Consider the following 15533-nt stretch of genomic DNA (forward strand, 5'->3'; position numbering starts at 1 on the left):
GCCCGCGTCGGCGACATCTAGCTGTCGGTCCCGGTCTCCCCGCCGCCCATGCTCTGGGCCTCGCTGATCAGCTCGTCGACCCGCTCGTTCTTGTAGGAGGTCAGCGCCCCGTCGGAGGTCAAAAGCGGGATGATCGTCTGACTCGCGTCGAAGGTGGCGTTGCCCCAGCCGATGAGGTAGAAGGCCGGCCCCGTCGTGATGTCGCCGTCGAGCAACACGTCGGTCAGGTTCCCGAAGTCGCGCTGGTTGACCGACGCCGAGACGTTCTCCAGCTCGTCGATGTAGCCGACGACCGCCTGGGCGATCTCCAGGTCCTTCAGGTACCGGCCGTTGGGCGTGTGCAACTCGATCTCGGCGCCCGCGTAGCCGCTCTCCTCGACCAGCCGCTCGGCCTCCTCGGGGTCGTACGGGTACGGGTCGAGCTCCGAGTTGTACCCGGTAAAGCCCTCCAGGGTCGGCTGCCCGGTCTGGTCGCCGAACTCCGAGAGGACGCTCTCGACGATGCTCTCCAGGTCGACGGCGTAGTTCATCGCCCGCCGGAACTCCACGGAGTCGAACGGTTCCCGGTCGTAGATCATCGCGTTGTAGATGATGCGGGTGCTCGGCACCGGGCTGATCTCCGCGTTGTCCGCCTGGTCGACCTGGCTGATGTTCTGGGGCGGGACGTTGACGATCACGTCAGTCTCGCCGCTGACAAGCTGGTTGACCCGGGTGCTCGCCTCGCTCGCGGCGGTGATCACCAGTTCGTCGGCCGGCGCGCCGTCCTTCCAGTAGTCGCCGTACGCCTCGAAGGTGACCGACACGTCCTGCTCGTAGTTGGCCAGCTGGAACGGGCCCGTCCCGTTCATGTGGCTGTTGATGTACGCGGTGTCGTTGTCCTCGACCCACGACCTGTTCATCACGTCGCAGTAGGTCGCGAACAGCGCGAACACGATCGGGTTGATCCCGTCGGACTCGACGATGACCGCGCTGTCGCCGCTGGCCGGCTCCGCGCCGGTCACGCCCGCGAGCTGGTCGGACTGGGGGCTGTCCAGCCCGCCGACGTCCGGGTCGACGATCCGGTTGATCGAGAAGGCCACGTCCTCCTTGGTCAGCGAGTCGCCGCTGTGGAAGGAGACGCCCGACCGGAGTTCGAACCGCACGCGCCCGGGTTCGAGCCGCTCGTAGCCCGTCGCCAGCTCCTCGATGACTCGGCCCTCGCGGTCCCGCGAGAGCAGCCCCTCGTAGGCCTGCAGGACGATGTTGTCCGTCGGCGTCTCGCGGTGGTCGTGGGGGTCCAGCCCCGAGTCCATCGCCGACTGGGTGATCTGCACGGAGTCCGTATCGCCGGTCGGCTCGATGGCGTACCCGTCGATGCGCTCGTCGCGGCGCGCCTCCCAGTCCACGTCCGCCGACTTGCCGTAGACGGAGTACTGGCGGTTCAGGAAGATCCACGGCGCCTCCTCGTGGAGCACGCGGTTGGCCCGTTCGAGGTAGCCGACCCGCGTCTCCGGCTCCGGCAGCGGCGTCCCCGTCTCGGTCGCGGTGTCGCCGCCGTCGCCGCCGTCTCCACCGTCGCCGCCGTCATCTCCGCCGTCGCCGTCCGTCGGCGTCCCGTCGCCGCCCGAACAGCCCGCCACCGCGGCCGCCCCCGCGGCGGTCCCGGCTAGCTTCAGGAAATTCCGTCTGTCGATATCACGTGCCATATTTCCCCCCGTGGCTTGGGACACACTAATAAGCTGTGACGATATCGTGGGTTCACGGGCGCCCAGACGAGCGCCGTCGACCTCTCCCGTCGTGTTTCTCGGTCTGCGCCGACCGGCGCCACCGCTGTCCGGTATCGAGCGTCGAAAAAATGTGGTCGAACGCGGTCGGATGTTCGGTGACGTCAGCCGAACATCTGGCGCATCATGGGGTGCATCTCCATGAGCTGCTCCTCGGCGATCTCCTCGTAGATCTTGTAGGTGATAGACACCGTCAGCAGCAGCCCGGTCCCGGAGACGTCACCGATGGTACCCATCATGTTGGCGAGGACGGCCAGCAGGCCGACCAGTGCGCCGCCGATGACGGTCACCTGCGGGATGTACCGCTCCAGCACCTTCTCGATGACGCTGGTGTTGCGGCGGAAGCCGGGGATCTCCATCCCGGAGTTGTGGATCTGCTGGGCGGTCGCCTCCGGGCCCATGTCGGTGGTCTCGACCCAGAAGATGGCGAAGATGGCGCCGCCGACGACCATGAACGTCAGGTCGACGCCGACGCGCAGGGCGATCTGCCAGGGGGCGTTGGTCGTCTGCCCGAGCCACCACATCCACTGTTCGGGGTTCCGGACGGGGGCCATGTAGTAGAACAGGCCGCCGACCGGGTTGGCGACGCCGCCGGCGCCCTCCTGGTAGGTGCCGAGCCACGCGGGCAGGCTCCCCAGTTGGGCGTAGAGGATGCGGCCCAGGAACTGGATGTTGGCCTGCAGCGCGCGGACGAGGATCATCGGCAGGACGCTCGCGTAGATGAGCTTCACGGGGAAGCGACCGCGGGCGCCCTTGACGCGGGTGTTCGACAGCGGGATCTCGACGCGGACGCTCTCGGCGTAGACGACGACCACGAAGATCATGACCGTCGTGATCATCGCCAGGATCTGCCCCTGGCCGAAGATGAGCGTCTGGAACCCGCTCCCGAGGATCGGACCCACGTCGACCGAACCGGTGAGGATGCCGATCCAGGTGGGGATGACCCCGATGTTCCCCTCGTTGCCGATGAAGCTCGTCGAGACGAGCCCGCCGATCAGTCGCTGGCTGACGCCGGCGATGATGAACAGGCCGATCCCGGAGCCGACGCCCCACTTGGAGATGACCTCGTCCATGTAGAGGATGAGGACACCGCCGACGAAGATCTGGGCGAACATCAGCCACTTCACGCCGAAGGTTCCGCCCGGGAACGACCGGGCCAGCGCGTCGCTGGCCGGCAGGAACGACCCGGCGAACACCATCGGGAGGCCGGTCAGGCAGATCATCACGAGCACCAGGAACTTCTGGAGCCCCTGGTAGAGCACCTGGTCCCGGGGGTTGTTCTGCGTGTCGAGGCCGAGCAGGTCGGCACCGCCGAGCAGCTGCAACACGATGCTCGCAGTGACGATGGGCCCGATGCCCAGCTGCATGATCGTGCCCTGTCCGCCCGCCAGGATCGACCGGAACTGGCCGAAGACGTCCTGGCCCTGGCCGCTCCCGAGGCCGAACAGGAAGACGTTCGTCAGGAAGAAGTACAGCACCAGCACGCCGGCCGTCCAGCCCAGCTTCCGCTTGAAGGGGACGTGCCCCTCCGGGCGCTGGACCGTCGGCATGCGGGTGAGTACCGGTTCGGCGGTGTCCTTCCAGCCCATGGTTATGAGTCGTCTTGCTCGTCGGGTGTATCCTTGTCGGTTTCCTCGGCGCGGGCCTGCCCGGCCTCGGTCAGTTCGACCGAGCCGCCGGCGGCCTCGACCTTCTCGGCCGCGCCGTCGGAGAAGGCGTCGGCGACCAGGTGCAGCTCGTTGCGCACCTGGCCGGCGCCGAGCACCTTCACCACGTCGACCTCGTGGCCGTCCTCGACCACGTCGCGCGCGTCGATGGCGTAGCCGTCGCCCTCTTCATCGGCGACGCCTTCGGCCGCCAGCAGGGCCGCGTCCTCGTCGAGTTCGCGGACGTCGACCTCCGCGACCTCGTCCTGGACGGCGTCGGGTCGTTCGAACCCGTGTTTGGCCCACGGGCCGTGGTTGTGCATCTCGTGTTTGCGGCTGCCCGCGTTGCCCCGGCCGCCGCGGTGGCCGGCGCCGCGGCGGTTCTTGTGGGAGCCGCCGCCGTGCGTGCGCGAGCCGCGCTGTCGTTTCTTCTTGGATGTCATCGCATCGCCTCCAGGAGGTCGTCGATGGCCTCGGTGTCGTGCTTGCCGAGCTCGCCGCCCTCCTTCGTCGGGTGTTTGATGCCGTCGTGGCCGCCGCGGGGCGGGTGCAGGCGCAGCGTCGGCGCCAGCCCCTGCTCGTCGAGCGTCGTCTCCTCGTCGACCAGCGCCTCGGCCAGTTCCTCGACGCTCATGTAGTCGGTGTTGGCGACGACCCACGAGTCGTCGATGTCGGCGTCGCCCTCCAGCGGCTCGCCGCGCCGCTCGATGAGTAGCGCGACCGTCTCGACGCTGGGTTCGCCGTAGGCCACGTAGTCGTTGACCTTCGTGACCATGCCCTCGTAGGTGTCCGTCTCCGGGACGAAGGCGGCGTGGTTCACGTTGTGGATGTTCAGCATCTCCAGCGTGTCCCGTACGTCCTGGTTCATGTTCACTTCGCCGCGGAGCTGGACGAGCGCTTGCATCACTCGATCACCTCGCGCTTCTCCCAGGTCTCCTGGGGGACGCGAGCCTCGGCGGTGTTCTGGAGCGCGTTGAACGTGGCCTTCGCGAAGTTGACCGTCGTCCGGGTGTTGCCCGACGAGCGCGTCCAGATGTCCTCGATGCCCGCGAGTTCGAGCACGTGGCGGACCGTCTCCCCGCCGGCGAGCCCGAGCCCGCGCGGCGCGGGCTGCAGTTCGACCTCGACGCTGCCGGCCTTGCCGGTCGTCCGGAGCGCGACGGTGTGGGGGCGCCCACAGCCACACTCCCAGGACCCGCAGCCCCGCGAGACGTCGATGAGGTTCAGCTTCGCCACCTCGATGGCCTTCTGGATGGCGCCGCCGACCTGGTCGTCGCGGCCCTCCGCGTAGCCGACGAGGCCGTCGCGGTTGCCCACGACGACCACGCAGCGGAACTTCACGCGCCGTCCCGAGTCGGTCATGCGCTGGACCATGTTGATGTCCAGCACCTCGTCCTCCAGCCCGGGGACGAGCTGGTCGACGATCTCCGGTTCCTTGAGCGGCAGGCCGGAGTTGAGGGCGTCCTGCATCGAGTCGATCTCGCCCTCCGCGACCGCGTGGCCGAGCCGTGTCCGCGGCTCCCAGCCGTTACTCATAGTTCATCCGCCTCCAGCAGTTGTTCTCGCATGTCGTCGAAGTGTTCCGGTAGGTCCGCTGCGTCGAAGTCCCCGCCGTACAGCCCGTCGTCGAGCTGCTCGGCGTACTCGGCGATGTGCTCGCCGCGCGTGCGCGACCAGTCGGCCAGCACGCTGTCGTTGTGGGGGACCTCGAGTCCCGCGTCGATTGCACCTTCCTGTACCGCGAATACTTTGCTACCCGGCGTCGGGGAGTTGAGGCCGATGTCGAGGACGGCCTCGTCGAGGCCGGCCTCGGTCGCGCGCAGTCCCGCGAGGACGCCGGTCAGGTAGGCGGCGGGCAGGTTGCCCGTCGGCGCCTCCCAGCCGTACTCCTCGAGGTCGCTCGAGTGCGCGCTCGCGACCGTCTCGTCGCCGTCGGGCCCGGTCGTGACCAGCTGCGCCGTGACGTGCCGGTTGCTCTTTCGAGCCACCAGGCGCGGTTTGCCGGATTTCAGCAGGCGCAACCTCTGATGGTAGTCCGTTCGGGCCTCGCGGCGACGCCGCATCGGCACCGTGTAGCGTGGTCCTGTCGCCATTAGTTGTCCTCCAGTGTTCGTTCGATGTCCGCGACGCTGTCGAACTCCCCGCCGCTCGCGCGGTCGTAGAGTTCGCGGTAGCGAGACTTCGAGATCTCGCCGGAATCGCGCAGCTCGCGGAGCTTCTCGCGCTGTGCGCGGATCTGCGATTCCCACTTCTCCTTCTCGTTCTCTCGGCCGCCCGCGGTCCCCTTCCGGGACCCCTGTCCCTTCTGGTGACCGTAGGCGCGTTTCTCCTGCCGCTCGCGGGCGCGACCGCGGGAGTTGCCCTTCGGCGCCTCCGCGCGGATCGCCCCCTCGTCGACGAGCTCGCGGATGTCCTCGCGCGTGATGGCGTCCGCGAGTTCGCCCTGGCGTTCGGGGTCGAGCCAGATCTTGTTCTCGCCGACGTCCAGCACGTCGGATGCCATTCGCTTCTGTGCGCTCAGGTCAGTCATCGACTTCGACCTCCTCGTAGGTGGGGTTGAGGACCTTGATCTGCCGGTCCTCGGCCTCGTCTTCGATGCGCTCGCGCTTGCGGCCGCCGACCTTCGAGGCGATGCGGACGGCCTGCGTGTCGCCGTCCACGTCCTCGAGGTCGTCGACGTTGTGCACGCGGACCTCCTCGAAGCCCGAGGGGTGCAGGCCGCGCACCGCCGTCGGCGTGCGGAAGCCCGCCTCGACGGTGTCGCCCTTGCCCTTGATGCCGATCCGCTGCTTCGAGAGCGTCCCGCGCGGCTTGCGCCACGACTTCGAGACGCGCTTTTTCTTGTGGTGGTCCTGACGGTTGAACTTCGGCATACTCTTCGACCGTCGCTCGTCGAGTAGCCGCTCGGTGTTCTCGTCGATGTCCGGCTCGAAGTCGACCTCGATGCGCGGTCGCATCTCCGTCTCGACGTCCTCGGCCGGCTCTTCATCCTCGGCTTCCTCGGTCTCTTCCTCCTCGACCTCGGCCTCGGTCTCCTCGGCGACCTCGAGGCCGCCGACGTCGGCCTTGATGCGGGCCGCCAGGGCGTTGCCCACCACGTCGGCGAGCTCCTCCTGGCTGGCGCCGCGCACGTCGTCGACCGTCTCGTAGCCGGCGTCCTCGAGGTCGGAGGCCCGCGAGGGGCCGACGCCGCTGATGTCTTCGAGCGTCTCGAACTCCTCGCCGTCCTCGGCCTCTTCGACGAGGTCGTCCTCGTCTTCGGCCGGCTCCGGCTCGTCGAGCTCCTCGTCGGCGGCCTCCTGCTGCGGGAGGCCCTCCTCGTCGGCGTTGGCTTCGTCGCCGGGGTCGTTGTCTGGTGTCTCGTCTGCCATCAGGCGTCACCTCGTGTCGGTTTCTGCGTGATGTAGACCCCGTCCTGGAAGACGCGAACGTCCTTGTCCGTGACGCGGGTCAGCTGTTCGATGTCCGCCGCCGTCTGACCGACGGCTTCCACGTCGGGGCCGGACAGCGTGATCTGTTCCTCGGAGACGGACACGTCGGTGTCCCCGTGGATCTCGGTGCGGCGCGGCGCGCGCTCGCCGAGGAAGTTCTCGATGACGACCTCGTCGCCCTCGACGTCGACCTGCATCGGGAAGTGGGAGTAGAAGACCTCCATCTCGTACTCCCAGCCCTCGGTCACGCCGTGGAACATGTTGCGGACGTGGCTCTCGAAGGTCCCCAGCGTCGACATCGTCTTGGCGTCGTCCTCGTCGCTCTCGATGACCACCTGGTCACCGTCGACGGAGACGGACACGTCGGGGTACCAGAGCCGTCGGGTCACGCTCCCGTTGGGACCCTCGACTGTGAGTTCGAGATGGTCCATCTCGGCGCTCGCCTCGTCTGGAATCTGTAGTTCTGTGCGTGGCATTAGTATACGTACGCGATGACCTGGCCACCGACGCCCGCCTCGCGGGCCTCGTAGTGGCTCATGATCCCGTGGCTGGTCGTGACGACGAGCGTCCCGTAGTCGCGGGCGGGGAGGAACCGCTTCTCCCACTTCTCGAACTCGTCGGCCCCCGCCGAGTAGCGGGGGGTGACCGGGCCACACTCGTTTATCGCTCCTTTCAGTTCGACCTCGAACTTGCCGGCCTTGCCGTCGTCGACGAACTCGAAGCCGTCGATGTACCCGCGGTCGTAGAAGACCTCGAGCACGCTGCCGATCTCGTTCGAGGCGGGTTCTACCTCGTGGTCGAGATGCCCGACGCTCTCGGCGTTGTCGATGCCCGAGAGCGCGTTGGCGAGTGGGTCGTTTCCTGTCATGAGTACTTCCTGAAGCCCATGCTTCGCGAGATCTCTCGGAAGCACTGGCGACACAGCCAGATGTCGTACTTGCCGACCAGTCCCTGCTCGCGCCCGCAGCGCTGACAGGACTCCAGCTGGCCGGTCCGCTTTGCAACCTGCTCGCCGGTCCGCTCTTCGTCGGGCTCTGATTCGCTCTCGCTCATTCGCTCACCTCCACGTCGAACGCCCCCTCGACGAACGCGACCGCGTCCGCCACGTCCAGCCGGTGGCTCGACGGGATCTGCCGGGACGCCTTGTCTCGCTTCGATACGCGGTAGCCCGGCCGGACCAGGTTGACCGTCACGTCCAGCCCGTAGATGCCGGTCGTCGGGTCGTACTCCTGGCTCGGGAAGTCGGTGTGTTCCTCGACGCCGAAGCTGAAGTTGCCCGTGTCGTCGAACTGCGACGCCGACAGGTCGACCAGCTCCAGCGCCGTCTCGAGGAACTCGTGGGCCTCGTCGTCGCGCAGGGTGACCTTCGCGCCGATGGGGTCGCCCTGGCGGACGCCGAACTCGCCGACGGTCGCCTGGGCCTGCGTGCGGACGGGCTGTTGCCCGGCCACGTCGGCCAGGATCTCCTCTGCGTCCGCGAGCTCGCGGCCGCCCTCGCCGACGCCCATGTGGACGACGACCTTCTCGACGCGCGGCTCGCGCATCTCGTGGAAGTCGCCGCCGGATTCGCTCTCCGAACTCATTCGTCGTCACCTCCCTCCTCGACGTCGGCCGCGGCCTCGGCGGTCGCGTCCTCGGGGCCCTCGCCCTCGTCGTCGGTGAAGTTCTCGTCGATGACGACGACGTACTCCTCGACCGTCTCGAAGCCGTCACCCGTCTCCTGCTCGACGAGCACGTTGTTCGAGGCGCTGCCGGGCGTGACCTGGATCTCGTCGATCTCGCCGACCTCGCCCGCGTGGGCGCCGTCGACGGCCGTCACCAGCGCGCCCTCCTCGTACTCGAAGTGGGCGACGATCTCGCCGTCGTCGTTCGAGACGACCACGGAGTCGCCGCCGTCGTAGGGGGCGCCCTCGTCGACGACCAGCGTCTGCCCGTCGTGCAGGGTCAGCTGCACGTCGCCGCCGGGCACCGTCTGCTTGTTCACGATCTTGCCGAGGGTGGAGTCGGCCGCGTCCTCGTCGATGGGGGTCAGCGCGAGCCGACCGCCCTCGCCGGGGAACACGCGGTAGTACTCCTCGCGCTCGACGAACGCCAGGATGTCGAACATCCCGACCGGACGCTCCTCGTCGGAGACCGCCTTGCCGTTGATCAGGACGCTGTCCTGTTCGAGGGCGTAGCGGGCCTCCTTGCGGGTGTCCGCGTAGCCGAGCACGTCCCGCAGGACGATGAGCAGGGGAACCCCCGCCTCGCCGTGCGGGCCGGCGTCGGCCTTGACGGTGAACGTCTCGGTCTTGCGCTCGATCGGCCAGCTGTTCGGCACCGAGAGTCGCTTCTGATGTTTCGTCATGCGCTGTCCTCCTCCGATTCGAGACGCTCCTGGCGCAGGTCGTCGTCGAGGTTCAGGTCCGTGACGCGCAGGTTCGAGGCGTCGACCGGGCGGGGAACCTCCTCCCCGTCGGCGGCCTCGACCGTCACGTCCTCGACCCTGACCGCGGTCTCTGAGAGGTCCACGTCGATGACCTCACCGGTCTCCCCGGCGAAGTCGCCGCGCAGCACCTCGACCGTGTCGCCCTCGTTGACGCGCACGTTGCGCTGCCCGTACTCGTCACGGAGATCCCCGGCGAGCGTCGCCCGGACCTTCTCGTGGCGCTCGTGCAGCGGCGCCGTAGCGTCGTCCGTCCGCTGTTTGCGTGGTTGCTCGCTCATACTATCATCGTCGCCGTCGAGGCGACCGACCCGAATCGCTCCGCGACCTCGCGGGCGATCGGTCCTTTCAGTTCGGTCCCGCGGGGGTCCTCGTTGTCGTCGACGACGACCGCCGCGTTGTCCTCGAACTTCACGCGGGTGCCGTCCGGGCGGCGGATCGGCTTGCGCTGGCGGACGACGACCGCCTCCAGCACCTGCCGCCGCATCTCCGGGGTCCCCTTCGTGACCGAAACGGTGATCTTGTCACCGATACCCGCCTTCGGGTGGCGGTTCTTCACTCCCGAGTAGCCGGCGATGGAGATGACCTTCAGCTCGCGTGCGCCCGTGTTGTCGGCGCAGTTGATCAGCGAGCCCTTCTCCAGGCCCTGGGTCACGTCTGCCTTCATCGCCTCCATCAGTCGTCACCTCCCTCGCGGGAAACGACCACGTGGCTCTTCGTCTTCGAGAGCGGTCGACACTCCGCAATCGTCACTGTGTCGCCCTCGTCGAGGCCGAGACACTCCGGTGCGTGGGCCGGAATACGGCTCCGCCGTTTCATCAGGCGGTCGTATTTCGGCACCTGCACGTCGTACTCTCGCTCGACGACGACGGACTTGTCCATGTCTGTCGACGCGACCGTGCCGACCAGCGTCTGCCCGCGCACCGAAAGGGTGCCGTGGAACGGGCAGTTCTCGTCGTCACAGGCCGCGTCCGGTTCTTGTACGTTCAGTCCTAGCGCCATTTGCTATCACCAGATTGCTCCGTTCGTCGTGCAGGCCGTGCGACCAGCCTGCGCCCTTCGACCGTCACGCGCTCCCCGCCGGCGGTGTCGCCCGCGGGAAGCGCGAACTCGAAGGTGGTCCCCGCCTTGGGGACCGTCGCCACCCGATCCGCTCGCTCGGCGGACCCGCTGTCCGCCCGATCCGAGGACTCGCCGCCCTCGCGCTCGATCCCGAGGGTGTTGGTCGTCTCCGCGACGACCCGCCCCTCGATACCGAGCAGGTCGGGGTTGTCGCCCGCGCGGACGCGGGCGGCCAGCCCGACCAGTTCGTGTCTCGCCAGCGTCTCGGGTGTCAGCGGCATTATTCGGACTCCTCGAGGTCGCCTTCTTCCCGCTGGATCGTCTTGATCCGCGCGATGGCCTTCCGGAGCTCCTTGATGCGGCCCGGGTTCTCCGGGGCGCCGCCCGCGGCCTTGACGGCCCGGTCGTTCAGCAGCTCCGTCTCCAGCTCCTCGAGCTCCGCCTCCCGCTCGGCGGGCGTCATGTCGCGGATCTCCTCGGTGTGGAGGACGGTCATTGCTCACCCTCCTCGGAGTCGTCCCCGTCGGAGTCCCCGTCGGCCGCGTCGGCCTCGGAGTCCTCGTCCGCGTCTTCGGGGTCTTCCATCTCGTCGAGGACTTCCTCGGCCTGGGCCTCGGTCTCCTCGTCGAGCTCCTCGTCGACGGCCTCGTCGAGGCCCTCGAGTTCCTCGTCGATCTCCTCGTCGTCGGGCACGTCCACGTCGTCGAACTCCTCGGTCTCCTCGGCGGCCTCTTCGATGACCTCCTCGTCGACCTCGGGCTCGGCCGGCTCCTCGTCGGTCTCCGGCTCGGTGACCTGTTCGGCCTCCGCCTCGTCGGGCTCGCCCTCGAGGAGCTGTTCGACGGACTCGTCGTCGACGTCCTCGACGTAGTCCTCGACTTCCATGTCCTCGTAGACCTCGAAGTCGTCGGGGAGTTCGGCGTCCGGCGGGATGATCTTCACCTGCACGCCGATGGTGCCGAGCTTCATGACCGCGGTGCCGATCCCGTGGTCGACGATGTCCTCGGCGGGCTCGCCGTTGTGCTTGATGTACCCGCGGTTGAACTTCTCCACGCGCGAGCGGGCGCCCGTGACCTTCCCCGAGAGGACGATCTCGGCGCCCTTCGCGCCGGACTCCATGATCCGGTCGATCGTGGTGTGACCGGCCTTCCGGAAGTACCAGCCGCGTTCGAGCGCGTTGGCCAGGCGGTCTGCGACGATCCGGGCGTTCAGATCCGGCTCGTCGACCTCCTGGACGTCGACCTGCGGGTCCTCGAGGTCGAACCGCTCCTCGAGCTCCGTCGTGATCTTGCGGATGTTCTTCCCGCCCTTGCCGATGACCATGCCGGGCTTCTCGGCCTTGAGGACGATCTGGGTGCCCATCGGGGTCTTGGCGACCTCCATGCCGCCGTAGCCCGCGCGGCCCAGTTCGTCGGCGAAGAACTCGTCGATCTGGGTCCGCTGGAGTCCGTCCTCGATGAACTGCTGTTCGTCGGCCATTACTGCTCCTCCTCCGGCTCTTCGAGGATCAGTTCCACGTCGACCTGCGGGGTGTTCCAGGGGGAAGCCCGCCCCATCGCGCGGGGCTTGCGACCCTGCTGTTCGCCGACCTTGTGGGCGGCGACGTGCATGATCTCCATCGACTCGCCGTCGAAGCCCTGCTCGTCGGCGTTGCCGACGGCGTTCTCGAGCAGGTCGAGGAAGCCCTCGCTGGCCTTCTCCGGGTAGCGGCCGGCGTCCCAGCCGTCGATGTCGTTGCGGTGGCCGACGCCCGAGTTGTGCTCGCGGAAGGGCACCGACTGCTCTTCGGCGATGACCGCCTGCAGGTACTCGACGGCCTCGGCGGCCGTCTTCCCCTTGATCTCGCGGGCGATGGCCTTGCTGTGCTTGTGGCTCATCTGACGCTCCCGAAGCATCGCTTTCGCCGTGGTCTCCGGGTCGGCGTCGACTGAGTAGCTGATTCCCATGTTATTTGAGCGGTACGAACTTCGAGGAGCGCGTGGCCCCGATGCCGGCCTGGCCGTGCTCGACGGAGGTCCGTGTCAGCTGGAACTCGCCGAGGTAGTGACCGAGCATCTCCGGCTCGACCTTCACTCGCTCGAAGCTCTGCCCGGTGTAGACGGCGAAGGTCAGCCCGACCATCTCCGGCACGATCGGCATGTCGCGCAGATGCGTGCGGATGGGGTCGTTGGCCGTCTCCTCCTCGCCGGCCTCGCGGGCCTCCTCGAGCAGCTTCTCCTTCTCCACGGAGAGGCCACGCGTGATACTTCGCCGCTGTCGAGCGGGCAGCAGTTCCGCGACTTCCTCGAGCTCCATGTCCTGCAGCTCGTCGAGCGTGTGACCACGGTAGGTGAACTCACCCTCGTGGCCGATCTGATACTCTGAACTCATTAGTTACCACCTCGGCCGGTACGGCGCGAGGAGATGTCCCCGACCTTGCGGCCCGGCGGGGCATCCCGCGAGACGGACTTGGGCTTGCCGGGGTGCTGGCGACCGCCCCCGCCGAAGGGGTGGTCGACCGCGTTCATCGCGACACCGCGGACGGTCGGGTACTTGGACCCTCGCGATTTCATCTTGTGGTGCTTGTTGCCGGCCTTGACGAACGGCTTCTCCGTCCGGCCGCCGCCGGCCACGACGCCGATCGTCGCGCGGCACTCGGGGTCCAGCCGCTTGGTCTCCCCGGAGGGGAGCGTCACGACCGCCACGTTGCGGTCGTGGGTCAGCAGCTGGGCGTTGACGCCCGACGCGCGGGCGAACTTCCCGCCGTCGCCGGGGTTGGCCTCGACGTTGCAGACGGGGACGCCCTCGGGGATCTCCGCCAGCGGGAGCGTGTTCCCGGGCGCGATCTCGGCGCTGACGCCCACCTGGATGCGGTCGCCGACGCCGACGCCCTCGGGCGCGAGGACGAGCCGCTGGTCGCCGTCCTCGAACTCGATGGCCGCGACGGGCGCCGAGCGGGCCGGGTCGTGTTCGATGTCCACGATCCGCCCCTCGACCACGTCGCCGTCTTCGACCGTCCGGTGCGACAGTTCCGCCTTGTAGCGGTGCGACGGCGCCCTGAACGTCGAGGTGCCGCGACCGCGTCGTTGTCCCTGGATTCGTCGTCCCATGGTCAGAACACCCCGATCCTCGAGGCCACGTCCTCGGCCTCGTCGTCCTCGGAGAGCTTGACGTACGCCTTCTTCTCGCCGTCCGGCTGGACCTGCGTCTGCACGTCCACGACCGTCACGTCGAACTGCTCGGAGACCGCCGTTGCGATCTCCGGCTTGGCGGCGTCCCCGGCGACGACGAACTGGAGCTTGTTCTGGAAGTCCAGGTCGTCCATCGCCTTCTCCGTCATGTTCGGGTACTTGATGACCGAGTTCATCGGCTCTCACCTCCGGTGAGAACGATGAGCTCGTCGCGCGCTCCGCGTGCGACGGTGTTCATCGCTCGGCCACCTCCTCGACGGCGGACTCGGTCCAGACGGTCAGGCGGCCGGCGTCGCCGCCGGGTGCCAGGTCCTCCGCGTTGACCTCACGTGCGGTCGTCACGTCCGCGCCCGCGAGGTTGCGGGCGGCCTTCGAGGGCTCCTCGCTCGTCACGAAGAGGATCGACTTCGCGCGGTCGTACTTGCGCCCGCGGGTCGTCCCGCGGCCGGCCCGCACGGTCGCCTCGTCGGCTCGCTCGATGTCGGCGTCGACGCCGAGCGACTCGAGCGTGTCGACGACCGCCTGGGTCTTCACGAGGTCCTCGAAGTCGTCGGAGACCACGAGGGGAAGTTCGACGTCGTCGTCGAAGTCGTGGCCGCGGTCGGCCACCGTGTCGGCGTCCGCCGTGGCCGCGACGGCCGAGCGGACGGCGAGTTTCCTCTCCTTCGTGTTGATGTCGAGCCCGCGGTCCTTCTCCTCTTTCGGCGGGTGCGCGCGGCGGCCGCCGACGGTCTGGGGCACGCGTCGCCCCTGCCCGTTCTCCCGGGGGACGTGGGCCATGCCGCGGCCGCTCCCCTGGGACTCGGCGGGCGTGCGCATCCCGGCGTAGTCGTCGCTGCCGTAGTCCTGCTTCCGGTTGGCCTGTGCGGCGTTGACGGCCCGCCGGATCAGGTCCGGGCGGTAGGCCGTCTCGAACGCCTCGGGGAGCTCGAGGCTCCCGTCGTCGTCGCCGTCCAGGTTACGTACTGTTGCTTCCATGCGTTAGTCCTCCTGTGTGGTCGCGGCGGTCCCGCGCCCGCCCTGGTTGGACTGGGTCGAGACGTACCGGACCTCGGGGTCGAGGCGCGGCTGGTCGTTCGGGCGGACCGCCGGCCGGAAGCGCACGACGCGCTGGTCCGGTCCGGGGACCGAGCCCTTGACGAGCGTGTACGGCCCGTCGACCTCGCCGTAGTTGACGAAGCCGCCCTCGACGGTGGCCTCGTCGCCCTCGCCGATGTCGATGAGTCGCTTGTTCAGTTCGGTGCGCTGGTGGTAGCCGGTCTGCCCCTGCTGGGGGACCGTCGAGCGCACGCGCGAGGGGTTCCACGGGCCGAGGTTGCCGATGCGTCGGCGCCAGCCCTGGCGGGCGTGTTTGCCCTTCCGCTTCTGGACGCCCCAGCGCTTGACGGGACCCTGGGTCCCCTTGCCCTTGGTGACCGCGGCCACGTCGGCGTACTCGCCGGCGCGGAACACGTCGGTCATCGCGTGCTCGCCGCCGTCGGCGACGAGATCGAGCCCGAAGTCGAGGCGGTCGGACAGGGAGCCGCCGCCGACTCGGGTCTCCATGACCTCGGGTTTCTTGCGCGGGACGCCGTCGACCTCGGTCGGGACCGTGTGCGTGATGACGCGCACGTCCCCGAGGTCGCCGGACTCGTGTGCTTGTCGGATCTCTTCCTCTGCGGCGTCAGCGTCGTGGTCCTCCGGGACGTCGAGAGCACGGTCGAGTTCCCCGTGGAACTCGTCGGCCCACACCTCCGTGAGCGGACGCTGGCCGTACGGCGTCGATTCGTAGGCTCGCAGCGCGACCGCGCGCATCGGCGGCGTCTCGACGACCGTCACCGGGACGGTCTCCTCCATCCCCTCGCGGGGGGAGTCGGGCTCGTCGTTGATCAGCACGACGTGCGTCATGCCGGCCTTGTAGCCGGCGAAGCCCTGGAGACCCGGCTGGCCGTCGTCGTCGGGCCAGCTGTTGAACCGCGGGGTCTCACTCGCCGCTCGCGTACGCGGGCCGAAGCCCAGCGAGCCTTTGCGTGGTCTGTGCTTTCCTGGCATTTGTC

At 68.4% G+C, this 15533-nt stretch carries 25 protein-coding genes; all 25 read right to left on the bottom strand.

Going from position 1 to position 15533, the window contains the following annotated elements; translation table 11 throughout:
* Positions 1–17 precede the first annotated feature (17 nt).
* Positions 18–1685 carry an ABC transporter substrate-binding protein gene (locus tag ACMGFI_RS19200; protein ID WP_436911752.1) on the bottom strand — a complete coding sequence of 556 codons (1668 nt, stop codon included), beginning with the start codon at positions 1683–1685 and terminating at the stop codon, positions 18–20.
* 182 nt (positions 1686–1867) lie between these two features.
* A complete protein-coding gene (gene secY, locus ACMGFI_RS19205) occupies positions 1868–3352 on the bottom strand; it encodes a preprotein translocase subunit SecY (protein WP_436911754.1) in 1485 nt (494 codons plus the stop codon).
* Between the two features lie 2 nt (positions 3353–3354).
* A complete protein-coding gene (locus ACMGFI_RS19210) occupies positions 3355–3852 on the bottom strand; it encodes an uL15m family ribosomal protein (protein ID WP_436911755.1) in 498 nt (165 codons plus the stop codon).
* Positions 3849–4313: a 50S ribosomal protein L30 gene (gene rpmD, locus ACMGFI_RS19215; protein ID WP_436911757.1), complete on the bottom strand. Its 465-nt coding sequence runs from the start codon at positions 4311–4313 to the stop codon at positions 3849–3851. The genes ACMGFI_RS19210 and rpmD overlap by 4 nt, the downstream gene beginning before the upstream one ends.
* Positions 4313–4945 carry a 30S ribosomal protein S5 gene (locus ACMGFI_RS19220; RefSeq protein WP_135363708.1) on the bottom strand — a complete coding sequence of 211 codons (633 nt, stop codon included), beginning with the start codon at positions 4943–4945 and terminating at the stop codon, positions 4313–4315. The genes rpmD and ACMGFI_RS19220 overlap by 1 nt, the downstream gene beginning before the upstream one ends.
* Positions 4942–5502 carry a 50S ribosomal protein L18 gene (locus tag ACMGFI_RS19225; protein ID WP_436911759.1) on the bottom strand — a complete coding sequence of 187 codons (561 nt, stop codon included), beginning with the start codon at positions 5500–5502 and terminating at the stop codon, positions 4942–4944. The genes ACMGFI_RS19220 and ACMGFI_RS19225 overlap by 4 nt, the downstream gene beginning before the upstream one ends.
* Positions 5502–5939: a 50S ribosomal protein L19e gene (locus ACMGFI_RS19230; protein WP_436911762.1), complete on the bottom strand. Its 438-nt coding sequence runs from the start codon at positions 5937–5939 to the stop codon at positions 5502–5504. The genes ACMGFI_RS19225 and ACMGFI_RS19230 overlap by 1 nt, the downstream gene beginning before the upstream one ends.
* On the bottom strand, positions 5932–6780 hold the full coding sequence (locus tag ACMGFI_RS19235; RefSeq protein ID WP_436911764.1) for a 50S ribosomal protein L32e: 849 nt from the start codon (positions 6778–6780) through the stop codon (positions 5932–5934). The genes ACMGFI_RS19230 and ACMGFI_RS19235 overlap by 8 nt, the downstream gene beginning before the upstream one ends.
* Positions 6780–7316 (bottom strand): 50S ribosomal protein L6, encoded by a 537-nt coding sequence (locus tag ACMGFI_RS19240; protein ID WP_436911765.1) that lies wholly within the window; start codon positions 7314–7316, stop codon positions 6780–6782. Before ACMGFI_RS19240 ends, ACMGFI_RS19235 begins: the two co-directional genes overlap by 1 nt.
* Positions 7316–7708 carry a 30S ribosomal protein S8 gene (locus ACMGFI_RS19245; protein WP_436911766.1) on the bottom strand — a complete coding sequence of 131 codons (393 nt, stop codon included), beginning with the start codon at positions 7706–7708 and terminating at the stop codon, positions 7316–7318. Before ACMGFI_RS19245 ends, ACMGFI_RS19240 begins: the two co-directional genes overlap by 1 nt.
* Positions 7705–7893, bottom strand: coding sequence for a 30S ribosomal protein S14 (locus ACMGFI_RS19250; protein WP_436911768.1), 189 nt, complete (start codon positions 7891–7893; stop codon positions 7705–7707). Before ACMGFI_RS19250 ends, ACMGFI_RS19245 begins: the two co-directional genes overlap by 4 nt.
* On the bottom strand, positions 7890–8423 hold the full coding sequence (locus tag ACMGFI_RS19255) for a 50S ribosomal protein L5 (protein WP_436911770.1): 534 nt from the start codon (positions 8421–8423) through the stop codon (positions 7890–7892). Before ACMGFI_RS19255 ends, ACMGFI_RS19250 begins: the two co-directional genes overlap by 4 nt.
* Positions 8420–9187, bottom strand: a complete 768-nt coding sequence (locus ACMGFI_RS19260) for a 30S ribosomal protein S4e (protein WP_436911772.1) — start codon at positions 9185–9187, stop codon at positions 8420–8422. The genes ACMGFI_RS19255 and ACMGFI_RS19260 overlap by 4 nt, the downstream gene beginning before the upstream one ends.
* Positions 9184–9546, bottom strand: a complete 363-nt coding sequence (rplX, locus tag ACMGFI_RS19265; RefSeq protein ID WP_436911774.1) for a 50S ribosomal protein L24 — start codon at positions 9544–9546, stop codon at positions 9184–9186. Before rplX ends, ACMGFI_RS19260 begins: the two co-directional genes overlap by 4 nt.
* Complete coding sequence (locus tag ACMGFI_RS19270; RefSeq protein ID WP_436911776.1) at positions 9543–9941, bottom strand: 50S ribosomal protein L14; 399 nt, start codon at positions 9939–9941, stop codon at positions 9543–9545. The genes rplX and ACMGFI_RS19270 overlap by 4 nt, the downstream gene beginning before the upstream one ends.
* Positions 9941–10267 (bottom strand): 30S ribosomal protein S17, encoded by a 327-nt coding sequence (locus ACMGFI_RS19275; protein WP_436911778.1) that lies wholly within the window; start codon positions 10265–10267, stop codon positions 9941–9943. The genes ACMGFI_RS19270 and ACMGFI_RS19275 overlap by 1 nt, the downstream gene beginning before the upstream one ends.
* Positions 10258–10608 (bottom strand): ribonuclease P protein component 1, encoded by a 351-nt coding sequence (locus tag ACMGFI_RS19280; RefSeq protein ID WP_436911780.1) that lies wholly within the window; start codon positions 10606–10608, stop codon positions 10258–10260. The genes ACMGFI_RS19275 and ACMGFI_RS19280 overlap by 10 nt, the downstream gene beginning before the upstream one ends.
* Positions 10608–10823 carry a 50S ribosomal protein L29 gene (gene rpmC, locus ACMGFI_RS19285; RefSeq protein WP_436911782.1) on the bottom strand — a complete coding sequence of 72 codons (216 nt, stop codon included), beginning with the start codon at positions 10821–10823 and terminating at the stop codon, positions 10608–10610. The genes ACMGFI_RS19280 and rpmC overlap by 1 nt, the downstream gene beginning before the upstream one ends.
* Positions 10820–11806 (bottom strand): 30S ribosomal protein S3, encoded by a 987-nt coding sequence (locus ACMGFI_RS19290; RefSeq protein WP_436911784.1) that lies wholly within the window; start codon positions 11804–11806, stop codon positions 10820–10822. The genes rpmC and ACMGFI_RS19290 overlap by 4 nt, the downstream gene beginning before the upstream one ends.
* Entirely contained in the window at positions 11806–12273 is a 468-nt protein-coding gene (locus ACMGFI_RS19295; RefSeq protein WP_436911786.1) for a 50S ribosomal protein L22, read from the bottom strand. The genes ACMGFI_RS19290 and ACMGFI_RS19295 overlap by 1 nt, the downstream gene beginning before the upstream one ends.
* A 1-nt stretch (position 12274) precedes the next feature.
* Positions 12275–12697 carry a 30S ribosomal protein S19 gene (locus ACMGFI_RS19300; protein WP_436911788.1) on the bottom strand — a complete coding sequence of 141 codons (423 nt, stop codon included), beginning with the start codon at positions 12695–12697 and terminating at the stop codon, positions 12275–12277.
* Positions 12697–13416: a 50S ribosomal protein L2 gene (locus tag ACMGFI_RS19305; RefSeq protein ID WP_436911789.1), complete on the bottom strand. Its 720-nt coding sequence runs from the start codon at positions 13414–13416 to the stop codon at positions 12697–12699. Before ACMGFI_RS19305 ends, ACMGFI_RS19300 begins: the two co-directional genes overlap by 1 nt.
* A 2-nt stretch (positions 13417–13418) precedes the next feature.
* Entirely contained in the window at positions 13419–13673 is a 255-nt protein-coding gene (locus ACMGFI_RS19310; RefSeq protein ID WP_436911791.1) for a 50S ribosomal protein L23, read from the bottom strand.
* A 58-nt stretch (positions 13674–13731) separates the two neighbouring features.
* The gene (gene rpl4p, locus ACMGFI_RS19315; RefSeq protein ID WP_436911792.1) at positions 13732–14475 is read right to left on the bottom strand and encodes a 50S ribosomal protein L4; all 744 of its coding nucleotides are present in this window, start codon (positions 14473–14475) and stop codon (positions 13732–13734) included.
* Positions 14476–14478: 3 nt separating this feature from the next.
* Positions 14479–15528, bottom strand: coding sequence for a 50S ribosomal protein L3 (rpl3p, locus tag ACMGFI_RS19320; protein WP_436911795.1), 1050 nt, complete (start codon positions 15526–15528; stop codon positions 14479–14481).
* Positions 15529–15533: the final 5 nt, after the last annotated feature.

The organism is Halosimplex marinum, assembly GCF_051414075.1.
GTDB classification, from domain to species: domain Archaea; phylum Halobacteriota; class Halobacteria; order Halobacteriales; family Haloarculaceae; genus Halosimplex; species Halosimplex marinum.